Below are 26,751 nucleotides of genomic sequence, written 5' to 3'. Positions count from 1 at the left end.
CTGCTCAACCGCAGTTGGACACATTCTTTTCCTGGCGTTTGGCTTCACCCCACAGGGCGTCCAACTCTTCGAGGGTGCAATCTTCCATGGGACGGTGGGTGTCGCGCAATGCCTGTTCGATAAATCGGAATCGCCTTTCGAATTTGGCATTGGCACCGCGCAGGGCGGTTTCCGGGTCCACCTTGAGGTGCCGAGCCAGGTTGACCGCCGCAAACAGCAGGTCACCGACTTCATCGGCAATCGCTGCCGGGTCGTTGTCGGCCATGGCTTCGAGCACCTCATCGAGCTCTTCACGCACGTTATCCACCACCGGTAACGCCGCTGGCCAGTCAAAGCCTACCTGGCTCGCGCGTTTTTGCAATTTGGCCGCACGGGACAGTGACGGCAAGGCGCTGGGCACGTCATCGAGCAGGGACAGTTGCTCGGGGGCGTCAGACTTTTCTGCGCGCTCCTGCGCCTTGATGGCTTCCCAGCGCTCCTTGACCTGTTCTTCACTTAACTGAGGGATATCCAGCGGCGCATAAAGGTCGCCGGTGGGGAACACATGGGGATGCCGGCGAATCAGCTTGCGGGTGATGCTGTCCACCACCCCGGCGAACTCGAAGCGCCCTTCTTCCCGGGCCAATTGGCTGTAATACACCACCTGGAACAACAGGTCGCCCAACTCGCCTTGCAGATGATCAAAATCCCCGCGCTCGATGGCGTCGGCGACCTCGTAGGCTTCTTCCAGGGTATGGGGCACGATGCTGGCGTAGGTTTGCTTGATGTCCCACGGGCAACCATATTGCGGGTCGCGCAGGCGGTTCATCAGGTGCAGCAGGTCTTCAAGTGAATACATCGGTCAATCTCTGTTCGGGGAGCGCTGAGGATCAAATGTGGGAGCGGGCTTGCTCGCGATGGCGTTGTGTCAGTCGCCGAATATATTGACTGATCCACCGCTTTCGCGAGCAAGCCCGCTCCCACATTTTAGACCGCGCTCATCCAGCGATTTATGGCGTGCGGTTACGCCGCGTCTCGATGATGTTCGGCAACTGGGAGATACGCCCCAGCAACCGCCCCAACGCGTCCAGCCCCGGAATCTCGATGGTCAGGGACATCAGTGCAGTGTTGTCCTCTTTGTTCGAGCGGGTATTGACTGCCAGTACGTTGATCCGCTCATTGAGCAGCACTTGCGAAACGTCCCGCAGCAGACCCGAGCGGTCGTAGGCACGGATGATGATGTCCACCGGGTAGGTGAGCACCGGCACCGGCCCCCAACTGACCTGGATGATCCGCTCCGGCTCACGCCCGCCCAACTGCAGCACCGAGGCGCAGTCCTGGCGGTGAATGCTCACCCCACGGCCCTGGGTGATGTAGCCGACGATGGCATCGCCCGGCAACGGCTGGCAGCAGCCAGCCATCTGGGTCATCAGGTTGCCTACGCCCTGGATCTGGATATCGCCGCGCTTGCCCGGCTTGTAGCCGGTGGCCTTGCGTGGGATCAGTTCCAGTTGCTCGCTGCCACGCTCCGGTTCCACCAGTTGCTGGGCCAGGTTGACCAACTGCGCCAGGCGCAGGTCGCCGGCACCGAGGGCAGCGAACATGTCTTCGGCAATCTTCATGTTGGCCTTTTCGGCCAACTTGTCGAAATCCACCTGGGGCAGGCCCAGGCGACCCAGCTCGCGCTCGAGCAAGGTCTTGCCGGCGGCGACGTTCTGGTCCCGCGCCTGCAGCTTGAACCAGTGGACAATCTTCGCCCGCGCACGCGACGTGGTGATGTAGCCCAGGTTCGGGTTCAGCCAGTCGCGGCTCGGCGTACCGTGCTTGCTGGTGATGATCTCGACCTGCTCACCAGTCTGCAGGCTGTAGTTGAGCGGCACGATGCGCCCGTTGATCTTGGCGCCACGGCAGTTGTGGCCGATCTCGGTGTGCACGCGGTAGGCAAAGTCCAGCGGCGTCGCCCCCTTGGGCAAGTCGATGGCGTGGCCGTCGGGGGTGAAGATGTAGACCCGGTCGGGCTCGATATCCACCCGCAGTTGCTCGGCCAGGCCGCCGATATCCCCCAGTTCTTCGTGCCATTCCAGTACTTGGCGCAGCCAGGAGATTTTCTCTTCGTACTGGTTGGAGCCCGACTTGACGTCGGTACCCTTGTAGCGCCAGTGCGCACACACGCCCAACTCTGCCTCTTCGTGCATGGCGTGGGTACGGATCTGCACTTCCAGCACCTTGCCCTCGGGGCCGATCACCGCCGTGTGCAGCGAGCGGTAGCCGTTCTCCTTGGGGTTGGCGATGTAGTCGTCGAACTCTTTGGGAATGTGCCGCCACAGCGTATGGACGATACCCAGCGCGGTGTAGCAGTCGCGCATTTCCGGCACCAGCACACGCACGGCGCGCACGTCGTAGATCTGGCTGAAGGCCAGGCCCTTGCGCTGCATTTTGCGCCAGATCGAATAGATGTGCTTTGCCCGGCCGCTGATATCGGCTTCGACACCGGTAGCCTGCAATTCCGAGCGCAACTGGCCCATCACATCGCTGATGAAACGCTCACGATCCAACCGCCGCTCATGCAGCAGGGTCGCGATCTGTTTGTATTGATCGGGCTCCAGGTAGCGGAAGGACAAGTCCTCCAGCTCCCACTTGATATGGCCGATGCCCAGGCGGTGAGCCAGGGGCGCGTAGATATCGAAGACCTCACGGGCAACCCGGTTACGCTTTTCGTCATCGGCGGTTTTCACCGCACGGATCGCGCAGGTGCGCTCGGCCAGCTTGATCAGCGCGACGCGTACGTCGTCGACCATCGCCACCAGCATCTTGCGCAGGTTTTCCACCTGGCCCTGGGTGCCGAGCACCATCGACTGGCGCGGGCTGAGGCTGGCGCTGATCGCAGCCATACGCAACACGCCATCAATCAGCTTGGCCACCACCGCGCCGAAACGCTGGCTGACCAGCGGCAACGCAATATGCCCTTCGCGCACACCGCGATAGAGCACCGCGGCGATCAGCGAATCCTGGTCCAGCTTGAGGTCGGCGAGGATCTCGGCGATTTCAAGCCCGGTACGAAAACTGGATGTTCCTTCGGCCCAGAGGTTCTTGGCCGCATTGTCTTGCTGTTCTGCCTCGCGAGCGAACTCGCAGGCGGCTTTCAAGGCTTCACGGTCCAGTGCCGGATCGACACTGATGGCATGATCCAGCCATGCCTCGAGATTGATACTGCCGTCGGTGTTGATCGGCTGGTGTGCTCTCACCTGTACCATCTTGCTTACCTTCCCTACGACGCGCCTGTAGCGCGTCAAAATCGCTGACCTTTGTAACGCGAACTCCCTGGCAGGTCACAGGCCCTGGAGAACGCAGGCCAGTCGGACTAAGCGAGCATCCTAGCTCGCTTCAAATAACGCCATCGCCTCGACATGCGCAGTTTGCGGAAACATATCGAGGATCCCGGCACGTTTTAGCCGGTAGCCTTGCTTGACCAACTCGACAGTGTCCCGCGCCAGCGTGGCTGGATTGCAGGACACATACACCAGGCGATCAGCCCCCAGAGTGGCGAGCTTGCGCACAACCTCCAGGGCACCATCGCGGGGTGGGTCCAAGAGTACCGCAGAAAAGCCTGCTTTGGCCCACTGCGCATCACTCAAAGGCTGGGACAAATCGGCCTGAAAAAACTGCACATTATGCAAATTGTTGCTTGCGGCATTCAGCGCCGCGCGGTCCACCATGGCCTGCACGCCCTCTACCGCCACCACTTCACGCACTTGGCGCGCCAGAGGCAGGGCAAAGTTGCCAAGGCCGCAGAACAGGTCCAGCACCCGTTCGTCGGAACGTGGTGCCAGCCAATCCAGCGCCTGGGCAACCATCGCTTCGTTGACCCCGGCGTTGACCTGCACAAAATCCCCAGGCCGGTAAGCCAGGTCCAAGTCCCACTGCTGCAGACGATAGCCCAGGCCCGCCCCGGCCGCGAACGGCTGGGGCTCGCCCTCTCCATGCAGCCACAACTGGGCATCATGGAAGGCACAGAATTCTTGCAGCACCACCAGGTCGGCATCCGACAGCGGCGCCATATGCCGTAGCAACACGGCAATCGACGAGCCACTGAACAACTCCACATGCCCCAGGGCCTGAGGTTTGCTCAGGCGCCGCAACATGTTGGGCAGGCGTTGCATGATCGGTTGCAAGGCCTGTACCAGCACCGGGCAATCATCGATGGCCACGATGTCCTGGCTGGCCACGGCGCGAAAGCCAACGTCCAGGCGCTTGGCCTTGACGTCATAGCGCACGGCCACGCGGGCCCGGCGGCGATAGCCGAACTCGGGCCCGCTCAACGGCGCGGCCCACTCCTGGGGCTCGACCCCGGCAACACGGGACAATTGCTCGGCGAGCATGCGCTGTTTCAGGGCAAGCTGTTCGTCGTGGGGCAAGTGTTGCAGGCTGCAACCGCCACAACGGCCGGCATGGGCGCACGGCGCCGGGCGACGCAGTTCGCTGGCCTTGAACACCCGTTCGGTGCGGGCCTCGACCACTTTGCCATGGGCACCCAGCACCCGCGCCTCGACCTCTTCGCCGGCCAGTGCACCCACTACAAACCAGGTGCGGCCCTCGAAAAACACGATACCCCGGCCATCGTTGGCCAGGCGTTCGATGGTCAGGCGCTGTTTTTTACCGACCGGGATTTGTGGCGCCCGATTACCGCCCGTTGGCTGGAAACGCAGGCCTCGCTCTTGCTTGGCCATCAGTTGGGCGCGTCGAAAATGCCGGTCGACAGGTAACGGTCGCCTCGGTCACAGATGATCGCGACGATCACCGCGTTTTCCAGTTCTGCAGACAAGCGCAACATGCCGGCCACAGCGCCACCCGAGGACACACCGCAGAAGATGCCTTCTTCACGGGCCAGGCGACGGGTGGTGTCTTCGGCTTCACGCTGGGCCATGTCGATGATGCGATCGACGCGGGCGGCGTTGTAGATCTTTGGCAGATACTCCTCGGGCCAGCGGCGGATACCGGGGATCGCCGCGCCTTCCATCGGTTGCAGGCCAACGATCTGGATCGCCGGGTTCTGCTCCTTGAGGTAGCGCGAGTTACCCATGATGGTACCGGTGGTGCCCATGGAGCTGACGAAATGGGTGATGGTGCCCTGGGTCTGGCGCCAGATTTCCGGGCCGGTGCTGGCGTAGTGCGCTTCCGGGTTGTCACCGTTGGCGAACTGGTCCAGGACCTGGCCACGGCCTTCGGCGGCCATGCGCTCGGCGAGATCGCGCGCGCCTTCCATGCCTTCTTCCGGGGTGACCAGCAACAGCTCGGCACCATAGGCGGTCATCGCCGCCTTGCGCTCGGCGCTGCCGTTGTCGGGCATGATCAGGATCATCTTGTAGCCCTTGATCGCCGCGGCCATGGCCAGGGCAATCCCGGTATTGCCGGAGGTGGCTTCGATCAGGGTGTCGCCGGGCTTGATCTGACCGCGCAACTCGGCGCGGGTGATCATCGACAACGCCGGGCGGTCCTTGACCGAGCCTGCCGGGTTATTACCCTCGAGCTTGAGCAGCAAGGTATTGCTGGTGTTACCCGCCATGCGCTGCAAGCGGACCAGGGGGGTGTTGCCGACGCAATCGGCGATGGTTGGGTACTGCAAGGTCATGGCGTATTCGCAATCCAGACTGCGGGGGCGCCTATCATACCGGCAAACGCTGGCGGGCCATATCACGCAAAGTGTGGTGCTTATAACTCAATGAACTAAAGCCCAGGGCTGTCGGTGGAGAGGGGCTGTTATGGCTAGGGACTGTTGTGGCGAGGGGGCTTGTCCCCCGCTGGGCTGCGCAGCAGCCCCAAAACATGCCACTTCGGTGTATCTGATAAAGCGCAGTGGATCTTAGGAATTGGGGCTGCTGCGCAGCCCAGCGGGGGACAAGCCCCCTCGCCACGACAGCCCCCTCTCCACAACAGCCCCTCTGCCAGAACAGCTCCCTGGCCACAGGAGTTACACGGTATCCACCTTCAATGAATGATCGTTGAGCATCCCGTTAATGATGGTCGCCGTGTCTGCCCCACCCGCAATCAGGCCACCCGCCCCCGGTGTCACGCCGTATTGGGTCGCCAGGTTGACGCCGGCCAGGTCAATGGTCTGGGTAGCCGTGGCCCCTGCAACAGAGCTGATGTCGATGGTGGTCGTGCCGCTCACCACCTTGAAGTGCAGGTAATCATCCAGGGACGCCGTCGTCGCATTCTCCCCTTGCAGCAATTGCGACAGGTCCAGCTTATCGGTGCCCACGGTAAAGTCGGTGATGACGTCGTGCCCGCTACCGCCGGTGAGGTATTGGAAGGTGTCGGCACCCGCGCCGCCGGTCAGGGTGTTGTTGCCCGGACCACCGATCAGGATGTCATCGCCGCCCTCGCCCTTGAGGGTGTCATTGCCCAGCCCGCCCGAGATCAGGTTGTTGCTGCCGTTGCCGGTGAGGAAGTCGTTGAAGTTGGAACCGATCAGGTTCTCCAGGGCCTGCAATGTATCGGTCCCGGCGCCCCCCGTGATTTGCCCTCCCACCGTGCCAAGGTTGACGGTCACGCCCGACGTGGCATTGGCGTAACTCACTGTATCGATGCCCGCTCCACCATCGAGCAGGTCATTGCCGATGCCACTGAACAGCAGGTCATTGCCATTGCCGCCGTGCATCTCGTTGTTGCCATTGCCAGCACTCAGTACATCATTGCCATCGCCGCCATTGAGGATGTTGTTACCGGGCCCGGCCATGAGGATGTCATCACCGTTGGTACCGGTGAGGGTGGTGCCGGCCTGGTAGGTGATGTCTACGGCGGCGCTGTCGCTGCCGCCGTGGTTATCGCTGACCGAGTAGTTACCGTGGTAGTCCGGCGTGTAGTCCTGGGCGCCGGCATAGTTGATCTTCATATCTAACCGGTAGCTTTCTGCGCCATTGGCGTTGCCACCTGTTGGATTGGTGGTGTTGGCAATGTGAATCTGATAGCTACCGTCCGTTAACGCAGTCAGCGTCGCGCCATTCGTGAGAGGGAGCTCGCCGCCACCGTTGAGCGAATAGGTCATGACGATGTTACCGACCGGCCGGTTGTGATCCAGGTTGAGGGTCTCCCCCGCCTTGAGAGTGACCGTCACGCGATCGTCGGGCGTAGTGCCGCCGACACTGCTGAGATTGCCGGTGATCGCAAGGGCTGCGGTCAGGGCCCCGATATCGGCAAACGAGGTACGTACATCCCCCAGGCTTGTACCGGTGACCGTTCTGTCCCCAGTCCCGGTAAACGCCGCACCCTTGGCCACCCAGCCGGTTGGAAAACTGGTGGGGATAGGCGTCAGGTTGTCATGGTTGGCATCGCTGTCATTGGCCAGCAGCAACTGCGCAGGCACCACAATGTTGCCCGACAGGATATTGGTGATCACATGGTCATCACCGGCCACCGGTGCCACGTTGGGGTTGACCTTGACCACCAGGCTGGAGGTCGCCAGGTCGCCGTCGTTATCGCTGACGGTCACGCCAAAGGTTTCGGTGACCAGCGAGCCCGTCAATTTCGGCGGGTTGTAGCGGAACTCGCCGTTGTCCATGTCGACGATCAGCGTGCCGCCCTGGTTGGTGGTGATGGTAATACTGTTGCTGACGGTGTCGAACGTGCCGTGCCCGCCCGGCAGGTTGGCACTCATCGAGCCCCCCGCCGCCGGGTTGTAGGTGTAGGTGATGCCATCCACAGTCAGGGATTTGACGAAGCCACCGTCGGCACCAAATGTGCCATCCGTCAGCAGGCTCCCCGTGACTGGCGCGCCCTGCACCGTGCCGGCCAGCACCGCATCCAGGCCCGCCAGGTTGGCAACCACTACCGCATTGGTATTGGTGTGGGTGCTGCCGTCGTAGGCCACCGGGTCCAGGTAAATGCTGTTGACGCCCGCGCCAAGGCCTATGGCATAGGCCTTGATGCCGTTGGCATCGAGGAAGGCCCGCCATACGCCTTCTTCTGTGGCATCGATACCGTCGCCGTACTCCGGGTTGACCACGTTGCCAGGGTTGTTCGGGTTATTGGTGTTGGATGTGGTGGGGTTACCGTCCGAGAAGAAGTACGCCACGTTCTGCGCACCCTCCAGCTTGCCGGCGGTGCCGTACGCAGTCTGCGCAGTGCCCAGGGCCGAGTCGTAGTTGGTGCCATTGAACGCGGTGAGGCCGTTGACCAGGGTCTTGGCCGTGGCGACGCTGACCCATTGGCTGCTCAACTGTTGCGAGCTGTCGTTGAAGGTCACGATCTGCACCTTCACGTCGCCCATATCGTCATAGCGGTTAAGCAACTGGGTGATGGACGCCTTGGCCAGGTCGAGCCGCGTACCGCCGGCCCCAGACGCGTCATTCATGCTGCCGGAAATGTCGATGATCAGCAGCAGGTTGGAATCCACCTCCGTCGCCGTGACCTCACGCGCGCTGGACACCACTATTGGCATGTCGTCGACAATACTCACCACGATGCTGCTGGTGGTGGAGTTGCCCAATTGGTCGGTGACCTTGTAGGTGAAGGTCTCGGTCAGCACATTCGGCCCGTCATTGCTGTTGGGCAAGGTCTTCGGTGCCGACGTCAGGGTGTAGGTGTAGGTGCCATTGGCATTGAGCAGGATCTGCCCATAGCTGCCCGTCGCACTGCCGACCAGGCTGAAACTCAACGGGCCAGTGCCGCCGGTGGTCGAGCCCACCAGGGTGCCAGTGGCCGTTTCGCTGGTGGCGGTCGGGTCGCTGCCGATCACAGTGCCGGGCGCCAGGTCGAGGCCATCGAGTTTCAGGTCCAGGGCTTTTTCGTAGACCGTGACATCGCTGTCGACGCTAGCCACCAGGCCGCTGTCGGCCACATTGATGGTCAGGGTCGTGGTGCTCAAGTCACCGTCTGCATCACGCACGGTGTAGACAAAGGTATCCACCGCTCCCGGTGGGTTCACCGAGTTAGGGTTGCTGTGATACACGGCGTTGCCGTTCGCATCCAGGGTCAGGTAGCCGAAGCTGCCGGTGATATTCCCGCCCAGGCCACCACTGGCCGGCGTACCGACATTACTCCCTGCCCGCACCCCGACCACCGCACCCGCCAGGGTGGGGCTGTCGGCACCGCCGACATCATTGCCCAACACATTGACGCTGACCACACCGCCCTCTGCTACCGAGCGCACATCGGGATTGGCGATGGGCAGGTCATCGATGATGTTGATATCGATCGTGCCCGTCGCCGTATTGGTGTCGTAATCGCTGGCCGTGACCGGAATTTGCTCGGACAGGCTGTTGGCACCGCTGGCATTGGGGTGCGTTTCGTTGTCGAGCAGGGTGTAGCGGTAGCTGACCACCCCGGTGTTGGGGTCGTAGCCAGTGACAACAAAGCTGTTGCCCAGCAGGGTACCTTCCGACAGCGGGAAGGTGGCAACCACCCCGTTGGTCACCACATTCAGGCCACCGACCGTGAGGTTTTTCAAACCATCCAGGGCGGTCACGGTGAAGGTACCGGTCTGAGTCAACAAGGGCGTGTTCGGGTTGGAACCATCGACCAGGTTTTTTTCAAAGACGGTCAACTCCCCGCCAGTCAGATCCAGGCCGGTGAGCACTACCGGGTCGTTGTTGTTATGCACCTGGAGCACCAACTTGGCGGTGCTGGTATCGCCGTCACTGTCGTTCAACTGGTAGGTGAAAGTCTCGGTACCGTTCCCCCCGCCGTGCAGGGCGATAAATTGGGGGTCGGTCTTGTCGAGGGTGTAGGTGTAGCTGCCGTCGGCAAACAGTTGCAGCGTGCCGTAAGTACCGACAATAGTGTTAGGTGTGACCGGCCCGGTGGCGATCCGATCCGCGCCTTGTACGTCATTGCCCAGCACGCTGCCGGTCAGTGTGAGCTGGCTTTCAGAGGCCACGCCGCCGGGATTGTCGTCGAAGGCTTTTGGCACATCGTCGACCACATTGACGTCCAACGTGCCCGTAGCGCCGCTGTTGTTGCTGTCGGTGGCGGTCACCGTGAACGACTCGCTGATGCTGTTAGTACCTGCGCCGGTTGGGTGGCTGTCAGTGCCGTTGAGGGTGTAGCTGTAGCTGATTACACCGGTGCTGGCGTTGTAGCCGGTGATGGTCAGGGTGTTGCCGAAGCCAGTAGGTTCCGATTGCGGAAAAGTCGCGGTGACGCCATTGGTGACGACGCTGATACCGCCCACAGTCAGATTTTTCAGGCCATCCAGTGCGGTCACGGTGAAGGTGCCGGATTGGGTCAATGCAGACCCATCGTTGGCGCTGCCCAACGGCAGGTTTTTCTCGTAGACCGTGACTTCGCCGCCGTTTACTTCCAGGCCGGTCAGTACTACTGGGTCGTCGTTGTTATGCACCTGTAGCACCAGCTTGGCGGTGCTGGTATCGCCGTCACTGTCGTTCAATTGATAGGTGAAGGTTTCAGTGCCGCTGCCACCGCCGTTCAGGGCGACAAACTGTGGGTCGGTTTTGTCCAGGGTGTAGGTGTAGCTGCCGTCGGCGAAGAGCTGCAAGGTGCCATAAGTACCGTTGAAGGTACCCGCAGTTACCGGGCCGGTTGCGATTCGATCCGCGCCTTGTACGTCATTGCCCAGCACGCTGCCGGTCAGTGTGAGCTGGCTTTCAGAGGCCACGCCGCCGGGATTGTCGTCGAAGGCTTTTGGCACATCGTCGACCACATTGACGTCCAACGTGCCCGTAGCGCCGCTGTTGTTGCTGTCGGTGGCAGTTACCGTGAACGACTCGCTGATGCTGTTAGTGCCTGCGCCGGTTGGGTGGCTGTCAGTGCCGTTGAGGGTGTAGCTGTAGCTGATTACACCGGTGCTAGTGTTGTAGCCGGTGATGGTCAGGGTGTTGCCGAAGCCAGTAGGTTCCGATTGCGGAAAAGTCGCGGCGACGCCATTGGTGACGACGCTGATGCCGCCCACAGTCAGATTTTTCAGGCCATCCAGTGCGGTCACGGTGAAGGTGCCGGATTGGGTCAATGCAGCCCCATCGTTGGCGCTGCCCAACGGCAGGTTTTTCTCGTAGACGGTGACTTCGCCGCCGTTTACTTCCAGGCCCGTCAGTACTACTGGGTCGTCGTTGTTATGCACCTGCAAGACGAGGTTGGCGGTGCTGGTATCGCCATCGCTGTCGTTCAGTTGGTAAGTGAAAGTCTCAGTCCCGCTGCCACCACCATTCAGAGCCATGAACTGCGGATCGGTCTTGTCCAGGGTGTAGACATAGCTGCCATCGGCAAACAATTGCAGTGTGCCGTAGGTACCAACAATCGTATTTGGCGTGACGGGGCCGGTGGCGACCCGATCAGCACCTTGCACATCGTTGCCCAGCACGCTGCCGGTCAGTGTGAGCTGGTTTTCAGAGGCCACGCCGCCGGGATTGTCGTCGAAGGCTTTTGGCACATCGTCGACCACATTGACGTCCAACGTGCTCGTAGCGCCGCTGTTGTTGCTGTCGGTGGCAGTTACCGCAAACGACTCACTGATGCTGTTAGTGCCTGCGCCGGTTGGGTGGCTGTCAGTGCCGTTGAGGGTGTAGCTGTAACTGATCACGCCAGTGCTGGCGTTGTAGCCGGTGATGGTCAGGGTGTTACCAAAACCGGTGGGCTCCGATTGCGGGAAGGTCGCCGCAACGCCATTGCTGACGACGCTGATACCGCCCACAGTCAGATTTTTCAGTCCATCCAATGCGGTCACAGTAAAGGTGCCGGATTGGGTCAAAGCAGACCCATCGATAGCGCTGCCCAATGGCAAGTTTTTCTCGTAAACGGTGACTTCCCCGCCATTCACTTCAAGGCCAGTCAACACCACTGGATCGTCGTTGTTATGCACCTGCAAGACGAGGTTGGCGGTACTGGTATCACCGTCGCTGTCATTCAATTGATAAGTGAAAGTCTCAGTGCCGCTGCCACCGCCATTCAGGGCGACAAACTGTGGATCGGTCTTATCGAGGGTGTAGGTGTAGCTGCCATCGGCAAACAGTTGCAGTGTGCCGTAAGTACCGACGATGGTGTTTGGCGTGACCGGGCCGGTGGCGACCCGATCAGCACCTTGCACATCGTTACCCAGCACGCTGCCGGTCAGGGTCAGCTGGCTTTCAGAGGCCACGCCGCCGGGGTTGTCGTCGAAGGCTTTTGGCACATCGTCGACCACATTGACGTCCAACGTGCCCGTAGCGCCGCTGTTGTTGCTGTCGGTGGCAGTTACCGCGAACGACTCACTGATGCTATTGGTGCCTGCGCCGGTTGGGTGGCTGTCAGTGCCGTTGAGGGTGTAGCTGTAGCTGATTACACCGGTGCTAGCGTTGTAGCCGGTGATGGTCAGGGTGTTGCCGAAACCGGTGGGTTCCGATTGCGGGAAAGTCGCGGCGACGCCATTGGTGACGACGCTGATACCGCCCACCGTGAGGTTTTTCAGGCCATCCAAGGCGGTCACGGTGAAGGTGCCGGATTGGGTCAAAGCAGGCCCATCGTTGGCGCTGCCCAATGGCAGGTTTTTCTCGTAGACGGTGACTTCGCCGCCGTTTACTTCAAGGCCCGTCAGTACTACTGGGTCGTCGTTGTTATGCACCTGTAGCACCAGCTTGGCGGTGCTGGTGTCTCCGTCGCTGTCGTTCAGTTGGTAGGTGAAAGTTTCAGTGCCGCTGCCACCGCCGTTCAGGGCGACAAACTGTGGATCGGTTTTGTCCAAGGTGTAGGTGTAGCTGCCGTCGGCGAAGAGCTGCAGGGTGCCATAAGTACCAGTGAACGTACCCGCAGTTACTGGGCCGGTGGCGACCCGATCAGCGCCTTGCACATCGTTGCCCAGCACGCTGCCGCTGAGGATGAGCTGGCTTTCAGAGGCCACGCCGCCGGGGTTGTCGTCGAAGGCTTTTGGCACATCGTCGACCACATTGACGTCCAACGTGCCCGTAGCGCCGCTGTTGTTGCTGTCCGTGGCGACCACCGCAAACGACTCGCTGATGCTGTTGGCATCCGCGCCCGTTGGGTGGCTGTCAGTGCCGTTGAGGGTGTAGCTGTAGCTGATTACACCGGTGCTGGCGTTGTAGCCGGTGATGGTCAGGGTGTTGCCGAAACCGGTGGGTTCCGATTGCGGGAACGTCGCGGCGACGCCGTTGGTGACGACGCTGATACCGCCCACCGTGAGGTTTTTCAGGCCGTCCAATGCGGTCACGGTGAAGGTGCCGGATTGGGTCAGAGCAGGCCCATCGATAGCGCTGCCCAATGGCAGGTTTTTCTCGTAGACAGTGACTTCCCCGCCGTTCACCTCAAGGCCCGTCAGTACCACTGGATCGTCGTTGTTATGGACCTGCAAGACGAGGTTGGCGGTACTGGTATCACCGTCGCTGTCGTTCAATTGATAGGTGAAGGTTTCAGTGCCGCTGCCACCGCCATTCAAGGCCATGAACTGCGGATCGGTCTTGTCGAGGGTGTAGACATAGCTGCCATCGGCAAACAATTGCAGGGTGCCGTAGGTGCCAACAATGGTGTTTGGCGTGACCGGGCCGGTGGCGATGCGGTCGGCGCCTTGTACGTCATTGCCCAGCACGCTGCCGGTCAGGGTCAGCAGGCTTTCAGAGGCCACGCCGCCGGGATTGTCGTCGAAGGCTTTTGGCACATCGTCGACCACATTGACGTCCAACGTGCCCGTAGCACCGCTGTTGTTGCTGTCGGTGGCAGTCACCGTGAACGACTCGCTGATGCTGTTAGTGCCTGCGCCGGTTGGGTGGCTGTCGGTGCCGTTGAGGGTGTAGCTGTAGCTGATCACACCAGTGCTGGTGTTGTAGCCGGTGATGGTCAGGGTGTTGCCGAAACCAGTAGGTTCCGATTGCGGGAAAGTCGCGGCGACGCCATTGGTGACGACGCTGATACCGCCCACAGTGAGGTTTTTCAGGCCATCCAGTGCGGTCACGGTGAAGGTGCCGGATTGGGTCAATGCAGACCCATCGTTGGCGCTGCCCAACGGCAGGTTTTTCTCGTAGACCGTCACCTCCCCGCCATTCACTTCAAGGCCAGTCAACACCACTGGGTCGTCGTTGTTATGAACCTGCAAGACGAGCTTGGCGGTGCTGGTGTCGCCGTCGCTGTCGTTCAGTTGGTAGGTGAAGGTTTCAGTGCCGCTGCCACCGCCGTTCAGGGCGACAAACTGTGGATCGGTTTTGTCCAGGGTGTAGGTGTAGCTGCCGTCGGCGAAGAGCTGCAAGGTGCCATAAGTACCGGTGAAGGTACCCGCAGTTACCGGGCCGGTGGCGATTCGATCCGCGCCTTGCACATCGTTGCCCAGCACGCTGCCATTGAGGATGAGCTGGCTTTCAGAGGCCACGCCGCCGGGGTTGTCGTCGAAAGCTTTTGGCACATCATCGACCACAGTGACATCCAGCGAACCATTGGCGCCGCTGTTGTTGCTGTCCGTGGCGACCACCGCAAACGACTCGCTGATGCTATTGGCATCCGCGCCGGTTGGGTGGCTATCAGTACCGTTGAGCGTGTAGCTGTAGCTGATCACGCCGGTGCTGGCGTTGTAGCCGGTAATGGTCAGGGTGTTGCCGAAGCCAGTAGGTTCCGATTGCGGGAAGGTCGCCGCAACGCCATTGCTGACGACGCTGATACCGCCCACAGTCAGGTTTTTCAGCCCATCCAATGCGGTCACGGTGAAGGTGCCGGATTGGGTCAAAGCAGCCCCATCGATAGCGCTGCCCAGCGGCAGGTTTTTCTCGTAGGCAGTGACTTCCCCGCCGTTCACTTCAAGACCAGTCAATACCACTGGATCGTCGTTGTTATGCACCTGCAAGACGAGGTTGGCGGTGCTGGTGTCGCCGTCGCTGTCGTTCAATTGATAAGTGAAGGTTTCAGTGCCGCTGCCGCCACCATTCAGAGCCATGAACTGTGGGTCGGTCTTATCGAGGGTGTACACATAGCTGCCATCGGCGAAAAGCTGCAAGGTGCCATAAGTACCAGTGAACGTACCCGCAGTTACCGGCCCGGTGGCGACCCGATCCGCGCCTTGCACATCATTGCCCAGCACGCTGCCAGTCAGGGTCAACAGGCTTTCAGACGCCACTTGCGCATTGCTGTCATCGGCAGCGGCCGGTACGTCGTCCACCACACTGATATGCAGCGTGCTGGTGGCCGTGCTGTTGTTGGTATCACTGGCGATCACGCTGAAGCTTTCGGTCAGTTCGTTCACCCCCGCCGCCGTTGGATGCGCCTCGGTGCCGGTCAAGGTGTAGCTGTAGGTGATTACTCCGGTGGCCGGGTCAAAACCGGTGATGGTCAGGGTATTGCCCAGGCCGGTGGCGATCGATTGCGGGAAGCCGGCGGCAACACCACCGGACACTACGCTGATACCGCCCACGGACAGGTTCTGCAAGCCGTCCGCTGCCGACACGGTCAGGCTGCCGGTGCGGGTCAGCGCGCCAGCGTCGGGGCTGCTGCCGTCCACCAGGTTCTTTTCATAAAGCGTCAGGTCGGCACCATTGATGCTGATGCCACCGATCACCACCGGATCGTCGTTGTTATGCACTTGCAGCACCAGGTTGGCGGTGCTGCTGTCGCCATCGGCGTCGGTCAGGGTGTAGGTGAAGGTTTCCGTACCGTTGCCACCGCCCTGCAGCGTGACAAAGTCGGGGTCGGCGGTGTTCAGCGTGTAGGTGTAGCTGCCATCGGCAGCCAGGACCAGGGTGCCATATTGGCCGGTGAAGGTACCGCCGACGATGGGGCCGGTGGCGATACGGTCCGCACCCTGGGTGTCGTTGTCCAATACGTTACCGCTGAGGGTCAACAGGCTTTCCGAAGCACTGCCCTCGTGGCTGTCGTCCAGCGCCTTGGGCACGTCATCGATCACGGTGATATCCAGGGAACCGGTGGCGGTGTCGTTGTCGCTATCGGTGGCAACCACCGCAAATTGTTCGCCCAGGCTGTTGGTGCCGCCACCTGACGGATGGGCCTCATTGCCGGTCAAGGTATAGCTGTAGCTGATCACCCCGGTGGCCGCGTTGTAGCCGGTGATGCTCAGGGTGTTGCCCAGCCCGGTGGTGATGGTTTGCGGGAAGCTGCTGGCCACCCCGCCGCTGACCACGCTGATGCCGCCCACGGTCAGGCTTTGCAGGCCATCGGGCGCCGAGACGTTGAAGGTGCCGCTTTGCACCAGCGCCGCCGGATTACTGGCCGAGCCTTGGGCAAGATTGGCCTCGTCGAGCGTCAACTCACCGCCCTCGACCTCCAGCCCGCCCAGGCTCACCGGGTTGTCGGGAGGCACCACCACCGGCTGGTCGTTGCCGGTATCCGGCTGGCCGGCGACCTGGAACAACGGAAACTCGGGAATACCGCCAAAGCCCGCCGTCGGAAAGCCGATGACCGGCTCCACGCGCCCGGCGACTTCGGTCAGCAGCACAAAGGAGTGCCCACCGCCCAACTCACCCGCCGCTGTGCTGCCGGTCTGGCCAGCAGCCGTGGCTTCACCGGTCTGGGTCGGGTCGGCACCGGCAGCAATGGCTTTTTGCAGTTGCTGCACATCGGTCAACTGCGCCTGGCTCGGCGCAAGGTCTTCAGACCCATGAACCTGCGGCGCCTGGCCGGCCAGCAGTTGCGGGGAAAGGCCCAGGCTGCTGTCGCGCCCCAGGGTCAGCTCATGGCCGTTGGTCAGTTGCACCGCCACCGCACCGGCCGCGCCGGTCTGCAGTTGCTCGCCGGCAAACAGTCGGTCGCCTTCGATCAGGCTCCGGCGGCTGCCATCTCCCGCCACGGCAAAGACTTCCCCAACCACCTTGCTGACAACACCGATTAACTTGGCCATGTGCTTATCTCCCTGTCCGACCCCAGTAGTCGGCACCTCGGTTACGTGCACAAATGCAGTGGATCCAGTGGCCCGGACCTTCGCCCGGAAGTGGCACAAAACTGATTCAAATCAGCCGCCAAACCGCGCTTCGACCCGCTTGCAGAGAGCCTTCCCAGGGACCAAGTGACAAAAAACCGTCACCCTTAAATTCCCTTTTTTCCGCTACCCCACGATCCGCTTGCACTTGCGATTGAACTTTCCAAGGCCCTGAAAATGCGCCGAAGCGCACATAACTCAAGGCTTGTGCTTTGAACAATGTCTTGCTTCACGCAGAACGCATAAGTTTTTTTGGACATAAACGTTATGAGAAATTCTTCTTAGGTCCTCCTGCAAATGTTCTTAGCTCTGTTGTTACAAGCCTGAGACGGTTTGCCCACTAAATTCGTCAAATAAATGGCGACAGACCAGCAGCACTGATACACAGGAGATGTTCCCATGCGCGTCTTTACCCCCCTCTGCAGCGCCATTCTGATCGCCATGGCATGCACCAACACCCAAGCGATGTCGCTGACCCAAGCGATCCAAAGCACGCTGGACACTCACCCGGAACTCAATGCCAGCCGTAACAGCCGGCTGTCGGCCGACGAAGATGTGAAAGTCGCCAAGGGTGGCTTCTATCCCAGCCTCGACCTGAATGCCGCCTATGGCCGCGGCTACAGCGACAACAGCACCACCCGCGCCCGCGGCGGCAACCACCACACCGAGACCGACAACTACACCCAGTCGGAACTGCGCCTGCGCCAGATGCTGTTCGACGGCTTCAACACCTCCAACGAAGTGCAACGCACCGGCGCCGTGGTCAACTCACGTGCCTATTACACCCGTGGCACTGCCGAAAGCCTGGCCCTGCGCACCGTCGAGGTGTACCTGGAAGTGCTCAAGCGCCGCGACCTGCTGACCTTGGCCAAGAACAACCTGCAGGCGCACCTGCGGGTCACCGATCAGATCGGCCTACGCACCGAGCGTGGCATCGGCAGTACCGCCGACCGCGACCAGTCCACCGCCCGTCGGGCCCTGGCGGACAACAACTACCAGACCGCCATGGTCGACCTGCAAGACGCCGAATCGAATTTTTATAGTGTGGTCGGGCGCATGCCGGACGAACTGGAAAGCCCAGCCTCGATCAAGGGTCAGTTGCCCGCCGATCAACTCGGTGCGCGGCGCAGCATGCTGGAGAACAACCCCTATCTGAAATCCGCCCAGTCCGATGTGATGGCCGCCGAGAGTCAGTACGAAGTAGCCAAGTCGCCGTTCTACCCACGCTTCGACGCCGAGGCTGCGGTAGGCGCCAATAACAATGTGCAGGGCGACCTGGGCCACGACAATGAATGGCGGGTGGGCGTGGTGATGAACTACAACCTGTTCCGTGGCGGCAGCGACAAGGCCCGCCTGGCGTCGGACTCGCACAAGATCAACCAGGCCATGGACATCCGCAACAACGCCCTGCGCATGCTCAACGAGAACCTCAACCTGGCCTGGCACGCCATGGACAACGCACGCATCCAGACCCCCACCGCCCGCGAATATGCCGAAACCACCCAACGGGTGCGCGCGGCCTATCAGGATCAGTTCGGCCTGGGCCAGCGCACCCTGCTGGACCTGCTGGACAGTGAAAACGAGCTGTACAACGCCAACCGGCGCTACACCGAAGTGCGCTACACCGAAGAGTTCTCCATGTACCGCGTGCTGGCCAACATGGGCGAGCTGCTGAACAAGGAGCGCGTGGTGGTGCCGGCCGAAGCCATTGCCCAGTCGGAAGTCAGAAGCGAAGCCCACTTGCCTGACCTGAAGTAGCCAACGACGTGGAGCAGACCGCCGTGAGCCAGATGGAACCGCTGAACCCGGGTGTCGACCCGCGCCAGAGCTTTGATGACCCGTTGCTCGACGGCCTGCTGATCCTGTGCAAGCTGCATGGCTGTACCGTCAGCCGCGCCAGCCTGAGCGCCGGCCTGCCCTTGGCGCAACAACGCCTGAGCCTGGACTTGCTGCCACGGGCAGCGGCCCGGGCCAGCTTGCAGGCGCGGGTATTGCGCCGGGACTTGAAAGCAATCTCGGCGCTCAACCTGCCGGTGCTGCTGCTGCTCAACGAAGGCCGCTGCGCGGTGCTGCGGCGTTGGGGCGAGGATGGCCAGGCGCTGATCCTGCCCAGCGAAGCCGAAGGCGGCGAACAGTGGGTCAGCCGCGAGGAGCTCGACGCGGCCTACAGCGGCCAGGCCCTGTTCGCCCGGCCACGGCACGAGATCGAAGACCTGCGCGCGCCATTGGTGCCGCGGGTCGAGGCGTGGTTTCGCGACACCTTGAAGCTGTCGCGCTGGCTGTACAGCGATGCGATTCTCGCCAGCTTGCTGATCAACCTGCTGGGCCTGATGGTGCCGCTGTTTGTCATGCAGACCTACGATCGCGTGGTGCCGAACCAGGCCACGTCGACCTTGTGGGTCCTGGTGATCGGCCTGCTGATCGGCACGGGTTTCGAGCTGGTGCTGCGGGTGGTGCGCGCCCACTTGCTGGACACCGCCGGCAAGAAGACCGACGTGATTCTTTCGGCAACCCTGTTCGAGCGCATCACCGGCATGTCGATGAAGGCGCGCCCGGCCACCATCGGCGGTTTCGCCCAGAGCATCCATGACTTCCAGGGCCTGCGCGAGTTTCTCACCGCCGTGACCCTCACCAGCCTGATCGACCTGCCCTTCGCCGTGCTGATGCTGGTGGTGATCGGCCTGCTCGGCGGTTGGCTGGTGATCATTCCTTTGTGTGCGTTCCCGCTGACCATCGGCTTTGCGATGCTGATCCAGGCTCGCCTGCGCGACACCGTGCAAAAAAGCCTGAGCCTGGGCGCCGAACGCCAGGCGCTGTTGATCGAGACCCTCGGCGGCCTGGAAACCCTCAAGGCCTGCAGCGCCGAAAGCGAGCGCCAGCACCAGTGGGAAAGCACCCATGGCGCCCTCACCCGCCTCGATAGCCACGCGCGCAACCTCTCGGCGCTGGCCACCAATGGCACGTTGTTCATCCAGCAGTTTTCCGGGATGGCAACGATTGTCGCCGGGGTCTACAGCATCATCGCCGGCAGCCTCAGTGTCGGTGCGCTGGTGGCCACCTACATGCTCGGCAGCCGGGTACTGGCACCGCTGGGGCAGATTGCCGGGTTGATCACCCGCTATCAGCAGGCGCAATTGACCATGCGCAGCACCGACGCGTTGATGGCCCTGCCCCAGGAGCGCGACCCGCAACAGCGCCCCCTGGAACGCACGCAACTGACGGGCGCCCTGGAAGTCAGCCAGGTGACCTTCCACTACGCCGGGCAAAACGCCCCGGCCCTGAGCCAGGTCAGTTTCCAGCTCAAGGCGGGCGAGCGCGTGGGGATTATCGGGCGCAGCGGCTCGGGCAAAAGCACCCTGGGCCGGCTGGTGATGGGTTTTTACACCCCAGAGGAGGGCCAATTGCTGCTCGACGGTCTCGACCTGCGGCAACTGGACGTGGCCGACCTGCGCCAGCAAGTGGGCTATGTGGCCCATGATCTGCCGCTGCTGGCCGGTAGCCTGCGCGACAACCTGACCCTGGGCGCGCGCTATATCAGCGATGCGCGGATGCTCGAAGTGGCCGAACTGACCGGCGTCAGCGAGCTGGCCCGTCAACACCCCCAAGGCTTCGACCGGCCGGTGGGCGAGCGCGGTCAACTGCTGTCCGGCGGCCAACGCCAGGCGGTGTTGCTGGCCCGCGCGCTGCTGCTCGACCCGCCGATCCTGTTGCTGGATGAACCCACCAGCGCCATGGACAACAGCAGCGAAGAAACCCTGCGCCAGCGCCTGGAGCTATGGGTCAAAGGCAAGACGTTGCTCCTGGTCACGCACCGCACCTCGATGCTCAGCCTGGTCGACCGTTTGATCGTGCTGGACAACGGCCGCATCGTGGCCGACGGCCCCAAAGAAAGTGTGATCGATGCATTGCGCAAGGGCCGTGTCGGCTCGGCCGCCGTCTAGGAGCCCCACCATGTCAGCCACTCCCTCATCACCGGGCTACTTCAAGAGTTTTGGCAAAACCGCCGACAGCGAATTCATGCCCGAACTGGCGGGCGCTGCACTGCAGGACTCGCCGCGCCGTTCACGGATTATCGTGTGGCTCACCGCCGGCCTGCTGATCTGCGCCCTGCTGTGGGCCAACTTTGCGGTACTCGATGAAGTGACCATGGGCGAAGGCAAGGCCATCCCGTCGAGCAAAGTGCAGGTGATCCAGAACCTGGAGGGTGGCATCGTCACCCAGATTTACGTGCGCGAAGGACAGATGGTGGACAAGGGCGACAAGTTGCTGCAACTGGACGACACGCGGTTTCGCTCGAACAAGGGCGAAAGCGAAGTCGACCGTTATGCCCTCACCGCCCAGGTAGAACGCTTGTCCGCCGAGGCCGAGGGGCGGCCGTTCAAATTGTCCGATGAAGTGATCGCCAAGGCCCCGCAAGTGGCCGAGGACGAACGCTCGTTGTTCGAACAACGCCAGCGGCGCTTGAGCAGCGAACAGCGGACCTTGAGCGAACAACTGCGGCAGAAAACCCAGGAGCTGGCGGAATTCCGCTCCAAGCAGGGCCAATTCAGCTCCAGCCTGGCGCTGCTGCAGCAAGAGATGAACATGTCGGCGCCGCTGGTGGGCACCGGCGCGGTCTCGCCAGTGGAAATCCTGCGCCTCAAACGCAGCGCCGTGGAGATCCGTGGCTCATTGAACGCCACCACCCTGGCGATCCCCCGGGCGGAGTCGGCGATCAATGAGATCAAGAGCAAGATCGACGAATCGGTGCAGACCTTCCGCTCGGAAGCGGCCAAGGAGCTCAACGAAAAGCGCACTGATCTATCGAAAATCACCGCCACCAGCATCGCCATTGATGACCGTGTCAGCCGCACCACCGTGGTCTCGCCGGTCCATGGGGTGATCAAGCAACTGAAGGTCAACACCATCGGCGGCGTGGTCCAACCGGGCAGCGACATGGTGGAAATCGTACCGCTGGAAGACAACCTGCTGATCGAGGCCAAAGTGCGGCCCCAGGACGTAGCCTTCTTGCATCCGGGGCAGAAGGCGATGGTCAAGTTCAGTGCCTACGACTACACCATCTACGGCGGGCTCGCGGCAAAACTGGAGCTGATCGGCGCCGATACGATTACCGACGACAAGGGCAACAGCTTCTACCTGATCCAGGTGCGCACCGATAAGAACCATTTGGGCGGGGAGAAAAAACCGCTGCTGATCATCCCGGGGATGGTGGCAACGGTGGACATTATTACCGGGGAGAAAAGCGTGCTGGATTACTTGCTCAAGCCGGTGTTGAAGGCGAGGACGGAGGCGATGCGCGAGCGTTAGCGGTGTTTGGGCGGGCGCTTAAACCCAACCAGATAGGGCTGCAGTGGCGAGCGGGCTTGCCCCGCGCTGGGCTGCAAAGCAGCCCCAAAACCAACCGCTACGGAGTATTTGATATACCGCATTCGACTGACTGGGGCTGCTTTGCAGCCCAGCGCGGGGCAAGCCCGCTCGCCACAGGGAAATCGTCAGTTTCTAAAAGCTGTGTAGGTACCTGTGCCCTTCGCCGCGTCGCTGTGATGGCCCCGCCTCGGTGAACCTGCTAGTCACTCCCGTGATTGCGCTGGAAAACCTCTTCCCCCATCGCCGCAATCTGCCCCTCGATCAACGCCTCGAACGGTCGCAATAACGGCTCGAATGACTGCGGCGCCTCCAGCACCGTCAACGCCTGCTCGATCGCCTCCACCGTCGACAACGCCCCCGGCCCCGGTGCCTTGCGCAACCGATAACGGGACACGGCGCCCGCCGTCAGCGTCACCCGTGGCAACGCCGCCAGCAGCGGGTTGAGGTGCAGCAATTTACGCGCCTTGCGCCAGGTGCCGTCGGGCACCACCAGCAGCAGCGGTTCGTCGGATGGGCTGTAGGCCTGCAGCGGCTGCGCGTCCTCGCCGGGAAACAGCAGCCGCGCCTGATACCCAGGGGGGTTGAGCAAGGTCTGCAAGCCTTCGAATACTTCACCCACCACCAGTTGCGCATTCACCAGGCCCAACGCGGCCAGACGTGCGGTGTTGAGGGCATGGTTGACCTCGCTGGGATGTTGCAACAGCAACACTCGGGTGCGGCTGTCCAGGCTCGGGATCAGCGCACACAGGCAGTGGGTGTTCGGCCGCAGGCAGCGGGGGCATTGGGGTCTGGACATGTTCAGGCCTGATTGAGCTGTGCTTTGAGTAAGTCGCGGAAGGTCTGGATCAACGGTTCGCGGCTGCGCCCACGGCGCATGATCAGCGAAAACGGCGCCTGGTAGCCAAAAGTCGCGGGCAGCAGCACCCGCAAGTCGCCCTTGTCAGCCCAGGCCTGGGCGTAGTGTTCGGGCAAGTAGCCGATGTAGGCACCGGACAGCACCAGGATCAACTGCGCTTCCATACTTTCTACCGTCGCGGCGCTGTGTTTGAAGCCGTGGCGCGCCAGTTCCGCCTGGCTCCAATACCCGCGCCCGACCATGCGTTGCTGGGTGATCACCTGTTCGGGGATGCGCCGCTCGCTGAACAGTGGATGGCGCGAACTGCAGTAAAGCCAGTGTTGCTCGCGGTACAACGGCATGTAGATCAAGCCGCTCATGCGGTTGGAGAAGGCGCCGATGGCCAGGTCCAGGCGATTGTCCTGGACCCCGAGTTGCAGCTCGTAGGGGCTCATGACCGACAAATGCAAATGCACGGCCGGGTGCTCAAGGCTGTAGGCGCCGATGACTTCGGCGAATGGCAGGGCCTTGTCGCTGACGGTGGAGTCGAGCACGCCCAGTTTGAGCGTGCCACGCAGCTCGCCTTTGAGCGCCGCCGCGTACTGCTCGAAGCCCTCCAACTCGGCCAGCAGGCGCAAGGTTTCCTGATGAAACAGCTCACCCTTGCTGGTCAAGCTGAAACCGCCCCGCCCACGATGGCACAACACCAGGCCCAGGGCGCCTTCCAACTGGCTCATATAGGTACTGATGGCGGACGTCGACAGGTTGAGTTCGTGCTGGGCACTGGCAAACCCTTGGTGGCGCACCACGCTGACGAAGATGCGCAACAGTTTCAGGTCGGGCAAGGCGCTGGCCATGGAACCTCCAGGCAAAAAATCGGCTGACAGGCCCATTCCCTGTAGGAGCGAGCTTGCTCGCGAAAAACCTGAGAGCGCCGCGTACATTCTGAATGCCCGCGTGATCGTTAACGTTTTTCGCGAGCAAGCTCGCTCCTACAGGGAACAGGTTTTGCACACCGGTGGAGTCTACCCCAGGCATTAGTTCAGAAAAATCTGAACTAAGTATTTTCCCGCAGCGATTCTTCCCGTGTCCGACATTTCGCAGAATCGGCCTCTGATAACCACAACAACGATGAGGCACTCCCGTGGACAAGATCTTTCACCAACCACTGGGCGGCAACGAAATGCCGCGCTTTGCCGGCATCGCCACCATGATGCGCCTGCCCCACCTGCAAACCGCAGCCGGCCTGGATGCGGCCTTCGTCGGTGTGCCCCTGGATATTGGCACCTCGCTGCGCGCCGGGACCCGCTTCGGGCCCCGCGAAATCCGCGCCGAGTCGGTGATGATCCGCCCCTACAACATGGCCACCGGCGCCGCACCGTTCGACTCGCTGTCAGTGGCCGACATCGGCGATGTGGCGATCAACACCTTCAACCTGCTGGACGCCGTGCGCATCATCGAAGAATCCTACGATGAGATCCTCAAGCACGACGTGATCCCGCTGACCCTGGGCGGCGACCACACCATCACCCTGCCGATCCTGCGGGCGATCCACAAGAAGCACGGCAAGGTCGGGCTGGTGCATATCGATGCCCACGCCGACGTCAATGACCATATGTTCGGCGAGAAAATCGCCCACGGCACCACCTTCCGCCGTGCCGTCGAAGAGGGCCTGCTCGATTGCGACCGCGTGGTGCAAATCGGCCTGCGCGCCCAGGGCTATACCGCCGAAGACTTCAACTGGAGCCGTAAGCAGGGGTTCCGCGTGGTCCAGGCCGAAGAGTGCTGGCACCAGTCCCTCGCGCCGTTGATGGCCGAAGTCCGGGAAAAGGTCGGCGGCGGCCCGGTGTACCTGAGTTTCGATATCGACGGCATCGACCCGGCCTGGGCCCCCGGTACCGGCACCCCGGAAATCGGCGGGCTGACCACCATCCAGGCGATCGAGATTATCCGTGGCTGCCAGGGCCTGGAGCTGATTGGTTGTGACCTGGTGGAAGTTTCGCCGCCCTACGACACCACCGGCAACACCTCGTTGCTGGGCGCCAACCTGCTGTACGAAATGCTCTGTGTGCTGCCTGGCGTCACGCACCGCTGATGTAGCGCGGGGCCATGTGCCCCGCGCCTGAATACCGATAAAAATAATAATTGGAGATTCGCCAACATGGCTGTGGATCTATTCGTCGTACTTATCTACGCCGCCGGCATGCTCGTGCTCGGCTATTTGGGCATGCGCCGGGCCAAGACCCATGAAGACTACCTGGTCGCCGGGCGCAACCTGGGGCCGACCCTGTACATGGGCACCATGGCAGCAACGGTACTCGGTGGCGCGTCCACCGTGGGCAGCGTGCGCCTGGGGTATGTCCACGGTATTTCCGGCTTCTGGCTCTGCGCAGCGCTGGGCGCGGGGATCATCGCGCTGAACCTGTTCCTCGCCAAGCCCTTGCTCAAGCTGAAAATCTTCACCGTGACCCAGGTCCTGGAGCAGCGCTACAACCCCACGGCCCGCCAGGCCAGCGGGTTGATCATGCTGGCCTACGCGCTGATGCTGGCAGTGACCTCGATCCTGGGGATCGGCACCGTATTGCAGGTGATGTTTGACCTGCCCTTCTGGGCCGCCATCCTGCTGGGCGGTGGCGTGGTGCTGGTGTATTCGACCATCGGCGGCATGTGGTCATTGACCTTGACCGATATCGTGCAGTTCGTGATCAAGACCGTCGGCCTGATGTTTATCCTGCTGCCGATCTGCCTGTACCGCGTGGGCGGCTGGGATGAACTGGTGGCCAAGCTGCCAGCGGCCAGTTTCAGCTTCACCAGTATCGGCTGGGACACCATCATCACCTACTTCATGATCTACTTTTTCGGCATCCTGATCGGCCAGGACATCTGGCAACGGGTCTTTACCGCACGGGACGAAAAGGTCGCCAAGTATGCAGGCACTTTCGCCGGTTTTTACTGCATCCTCTACGGCCTGGCCTGTGCGCTGATCGGCATGGCCGCCCATGTGCTGATCCCGGACCTGGACAACGTCAACAACGCCTTCGCCGCCATCGTCAAACTGTCGCTGCCCGATGGCCTGCGTGGCCTGGTGATCGCCGCGGCCCTGGCGGCCATGATGTCCACGGCCAGCGCCGGGCTGCTCGCCGCATCCACCGTGCTCACCGAAGACCTGCTGCCACGCCTGCGCGGCGGCAAACAGTCGAGCCTGAACATCAACCGCCTGTTCACCCTGCTGACCGGCATCGCCGTGCTGGCTATCGCTTTGGTGGTAACCGATGTGATCAGTGCCTTGACCCTGGCCTATAACCTGCTGGTCGGCGGCATGTTGATCCCGTTGATCGGGGCGATCTACTGGAAACGCGCGACCACTTCGGGTGCAATCAGCGCCATGGCACTGGGGTTTGCCACGTCGCTGGTGTTCATGATCAAGGATGGTCTGGAGGCAAACACACCGATCTACTACAGCCTGGGCGTGAGTGTGGTGAGTTTTGTGCTGGTGAGCATGCTGTCGCGCCGGCCACAGGTCACGGTGGCCGACGCCGCTTGAATATAGCTTTCTTCAGCGGGTGCGACGTCGGTGTCGCATCCGTTTTTTTATTTAAAACACCAAACAAAAAGTGGGAGCGGGCTTGCTCGCGATTACGGTAGGTCAGTCAACCGTTCAGTCACTGATTTACCGTAATCGCGAGCAAGCCCGCTCCCACATTGAATCTGCGGTGTT

At 61.7% G+C, this 26,751-nt stretch carries 12 protein-coding genes; 5 read left to right on the top strand and 7 right to left on the bottom strand.

What is annotated here, in order from left to right:
• Positions 1–4: 4 nt before the first annotated feature.
• The 5 genes from mazG to C5F71_RS20460 form a co-directional block, all read right to left on the bottom strand.
• Positions 5–838, bottom strand: coding sequence for a nucleoside triphosphate pyrophosphohydrolase (gene mazG, locus C5F71_RS20480; protein ID WP_029292395.1), 834 nt, complete (start codon positions 836–838; stop codon positions 5–7).
• 151 nt (positions 839–989) lie between these two features.
• Positions 990–3,233 carry a GTP diphosphokinase gene (gene relA / locus C5F71_RS20475; RefSeq protein WP_029292394.1) on the bottom strand — a complete coding sequence of 748 codons (2,244 nt, stop codon included), beginning with the start codon at positions 3,231–3,233 and terminating at the stop codon, positions 990–992.
• Between the two features lie 120 nt (positions 3,234–3,353).
• A complete protein-coding gene (gene rlmD, locus C5F71_RS20470; protein ID WP_029292393.1) occupies positions 3,354–4,706 on the bottom strand; it encodes a 23S rRNA (uracil(1939)-C(5))-methyltransferase RlmD in 1,353 nt (450 codons plus the stop codon).
• On the bottom strand, positions 4,706–5,608 hold the full coding sequence (cysM, locus tag C5F71_RS20465; protein WP_029292392.1) for a cysteine synthase CysM: 903 nt from the start codon (positions 5,606–5,608) through the stop codon (positions 4,706–4,708). Before cysM ends, rlmD begins: the two co-directional genes overlap by 1 nt.
• A 339-nt stretch (positions 5,609–5,947) precedes the next feature.
• Positions 5,948–16,753, bottom strand: coding sequence for a retention module-containing protein (locus C5F71_RS20460; RefSeq protein WP_104911826.1), 10,806 nt, complete (start codon positions 16,751–16,753; stop codon positions 5,948–5,950).
• 477 nt (positions 16,754–17,230) lie between these two features.
• Here C5F71_RS20460 and C5F71_RS20455 point away from each other — a divergent pair, with 477 nt between their 5' ends.
• The 3 genes from C5F71_RS20455 to C5F71_RS20445 are packed head-to-tail and all read left to right on the top strand — an operon-like array spanning position 17,231 to position 22,138.
• Positions 17,231–18,589, top strand: a complete 1,359-nt coding sequence (locus C5F71_RS20455) for a TolC family outer membrane protein (RefSeq protein ID WP_029292390.1) — start codon at positions 17,231–17,233, stop codon at positions 18,587–18,589.
• 23 nt (positions 18,590–18,612) lie between these two features.
• Positions 18,613–20,772 (top strand): type I secretion system permease/ATPase, encoded by a 2,160-nt coding sequence (locus C5F71_RS20450; RefSeq protein WP_104911825.1) that lies wholly within the window; start codon positions 18,613–18,615, stop codon positions 20,770–20,772.
• A gap of 10 nt (positions 20,773–20,782) precedes the next feature.
• Positions 20,783–22,138 carry an HlyD family type I secretion periplasmic adaptor subunit gene (locus tag C5F71_RS20445; protein ID WP_029292388.1) on the top strand — a complete coding sequence of 452 codons (1,356 nt, stop codon included), beginning with the start codon at positions 20,783–20,785 and terminating at the stop codon, positions 22,136–22,138.
• A gap of 259 nt (positions 22,139–22,397) precedes the next feature.
• On the opposite strand, the gene C5F71_RS20440 is transcribed toward C5F71_RS20445, so the two are convergent.
• Positions 22,398–22,994 carry a tRNA-uridine aminocarboxypropyltransferase gene (locus C5F71_RS20440; protein WP_104911824.1) on the bottom strand — a complete coding sequence of 199 codons (597 nt, stop codon included), beginning with the start codon at positions 22,992–22,994 and terminating at the stop codon, positions 22,398–22,400.
• Between the two features lie 2 nt (positions 22,995–22,996).
• Positions 22,997–23,890 carry a LysR family transcriptional regulator gene (locus C5F71_RS20435; RefSeq protein ID WP_029292386.1) on the bottom strand — a complete coding sequence of 298 codons (894 nt, stop codon included), beginning with the start codon at positions 23,888–23,890 and terminating at the stop codon, positions 22,997–22,999.
• A gap of 287 nt (positions 23,891–24,177) precedes the next feature.
• Between C5F71_RS20435 and speB the strand changes: the two genes are divergently transcribed.
• Entirely contained in the window at positions 24,178–25,128 is a 951-nt protein-coding gene (gene speB / locus C5F71_RS20430) for an agmatinase (protein WP_029292385.1), read from the top strand.
• A 66-nt stretch (positions 25,129–25,194) separates the two neighbouring features.
• Positions 25,195–26,577, top strand: coding sequence for a sodium:solute symporter (locus C5F71_RS20425; protein ID WP_092234441.1), 1,383 nt, complete (start codon positions 25,195–25,197; stop codon positions 26,575–26,577).
• Positions 26,578–26,751 lie beyond the last annotated feature (174 nt).

Origin of the sequence: Pseudomonas sp. LG1D9 (assembly GCF_002949995.1) — a bacterium.
Taxonomy (GTDB): Bacteria; Pseudomonadota; Gammaproteobacteria; order Pseudomonadales; family Pseudomonadaceae; genus Aquipseudomonas; species Aquipseudomonas proteolytica.
This window is presented reverse-complemented; position numbering and strand designations above follow the sequence as displayed.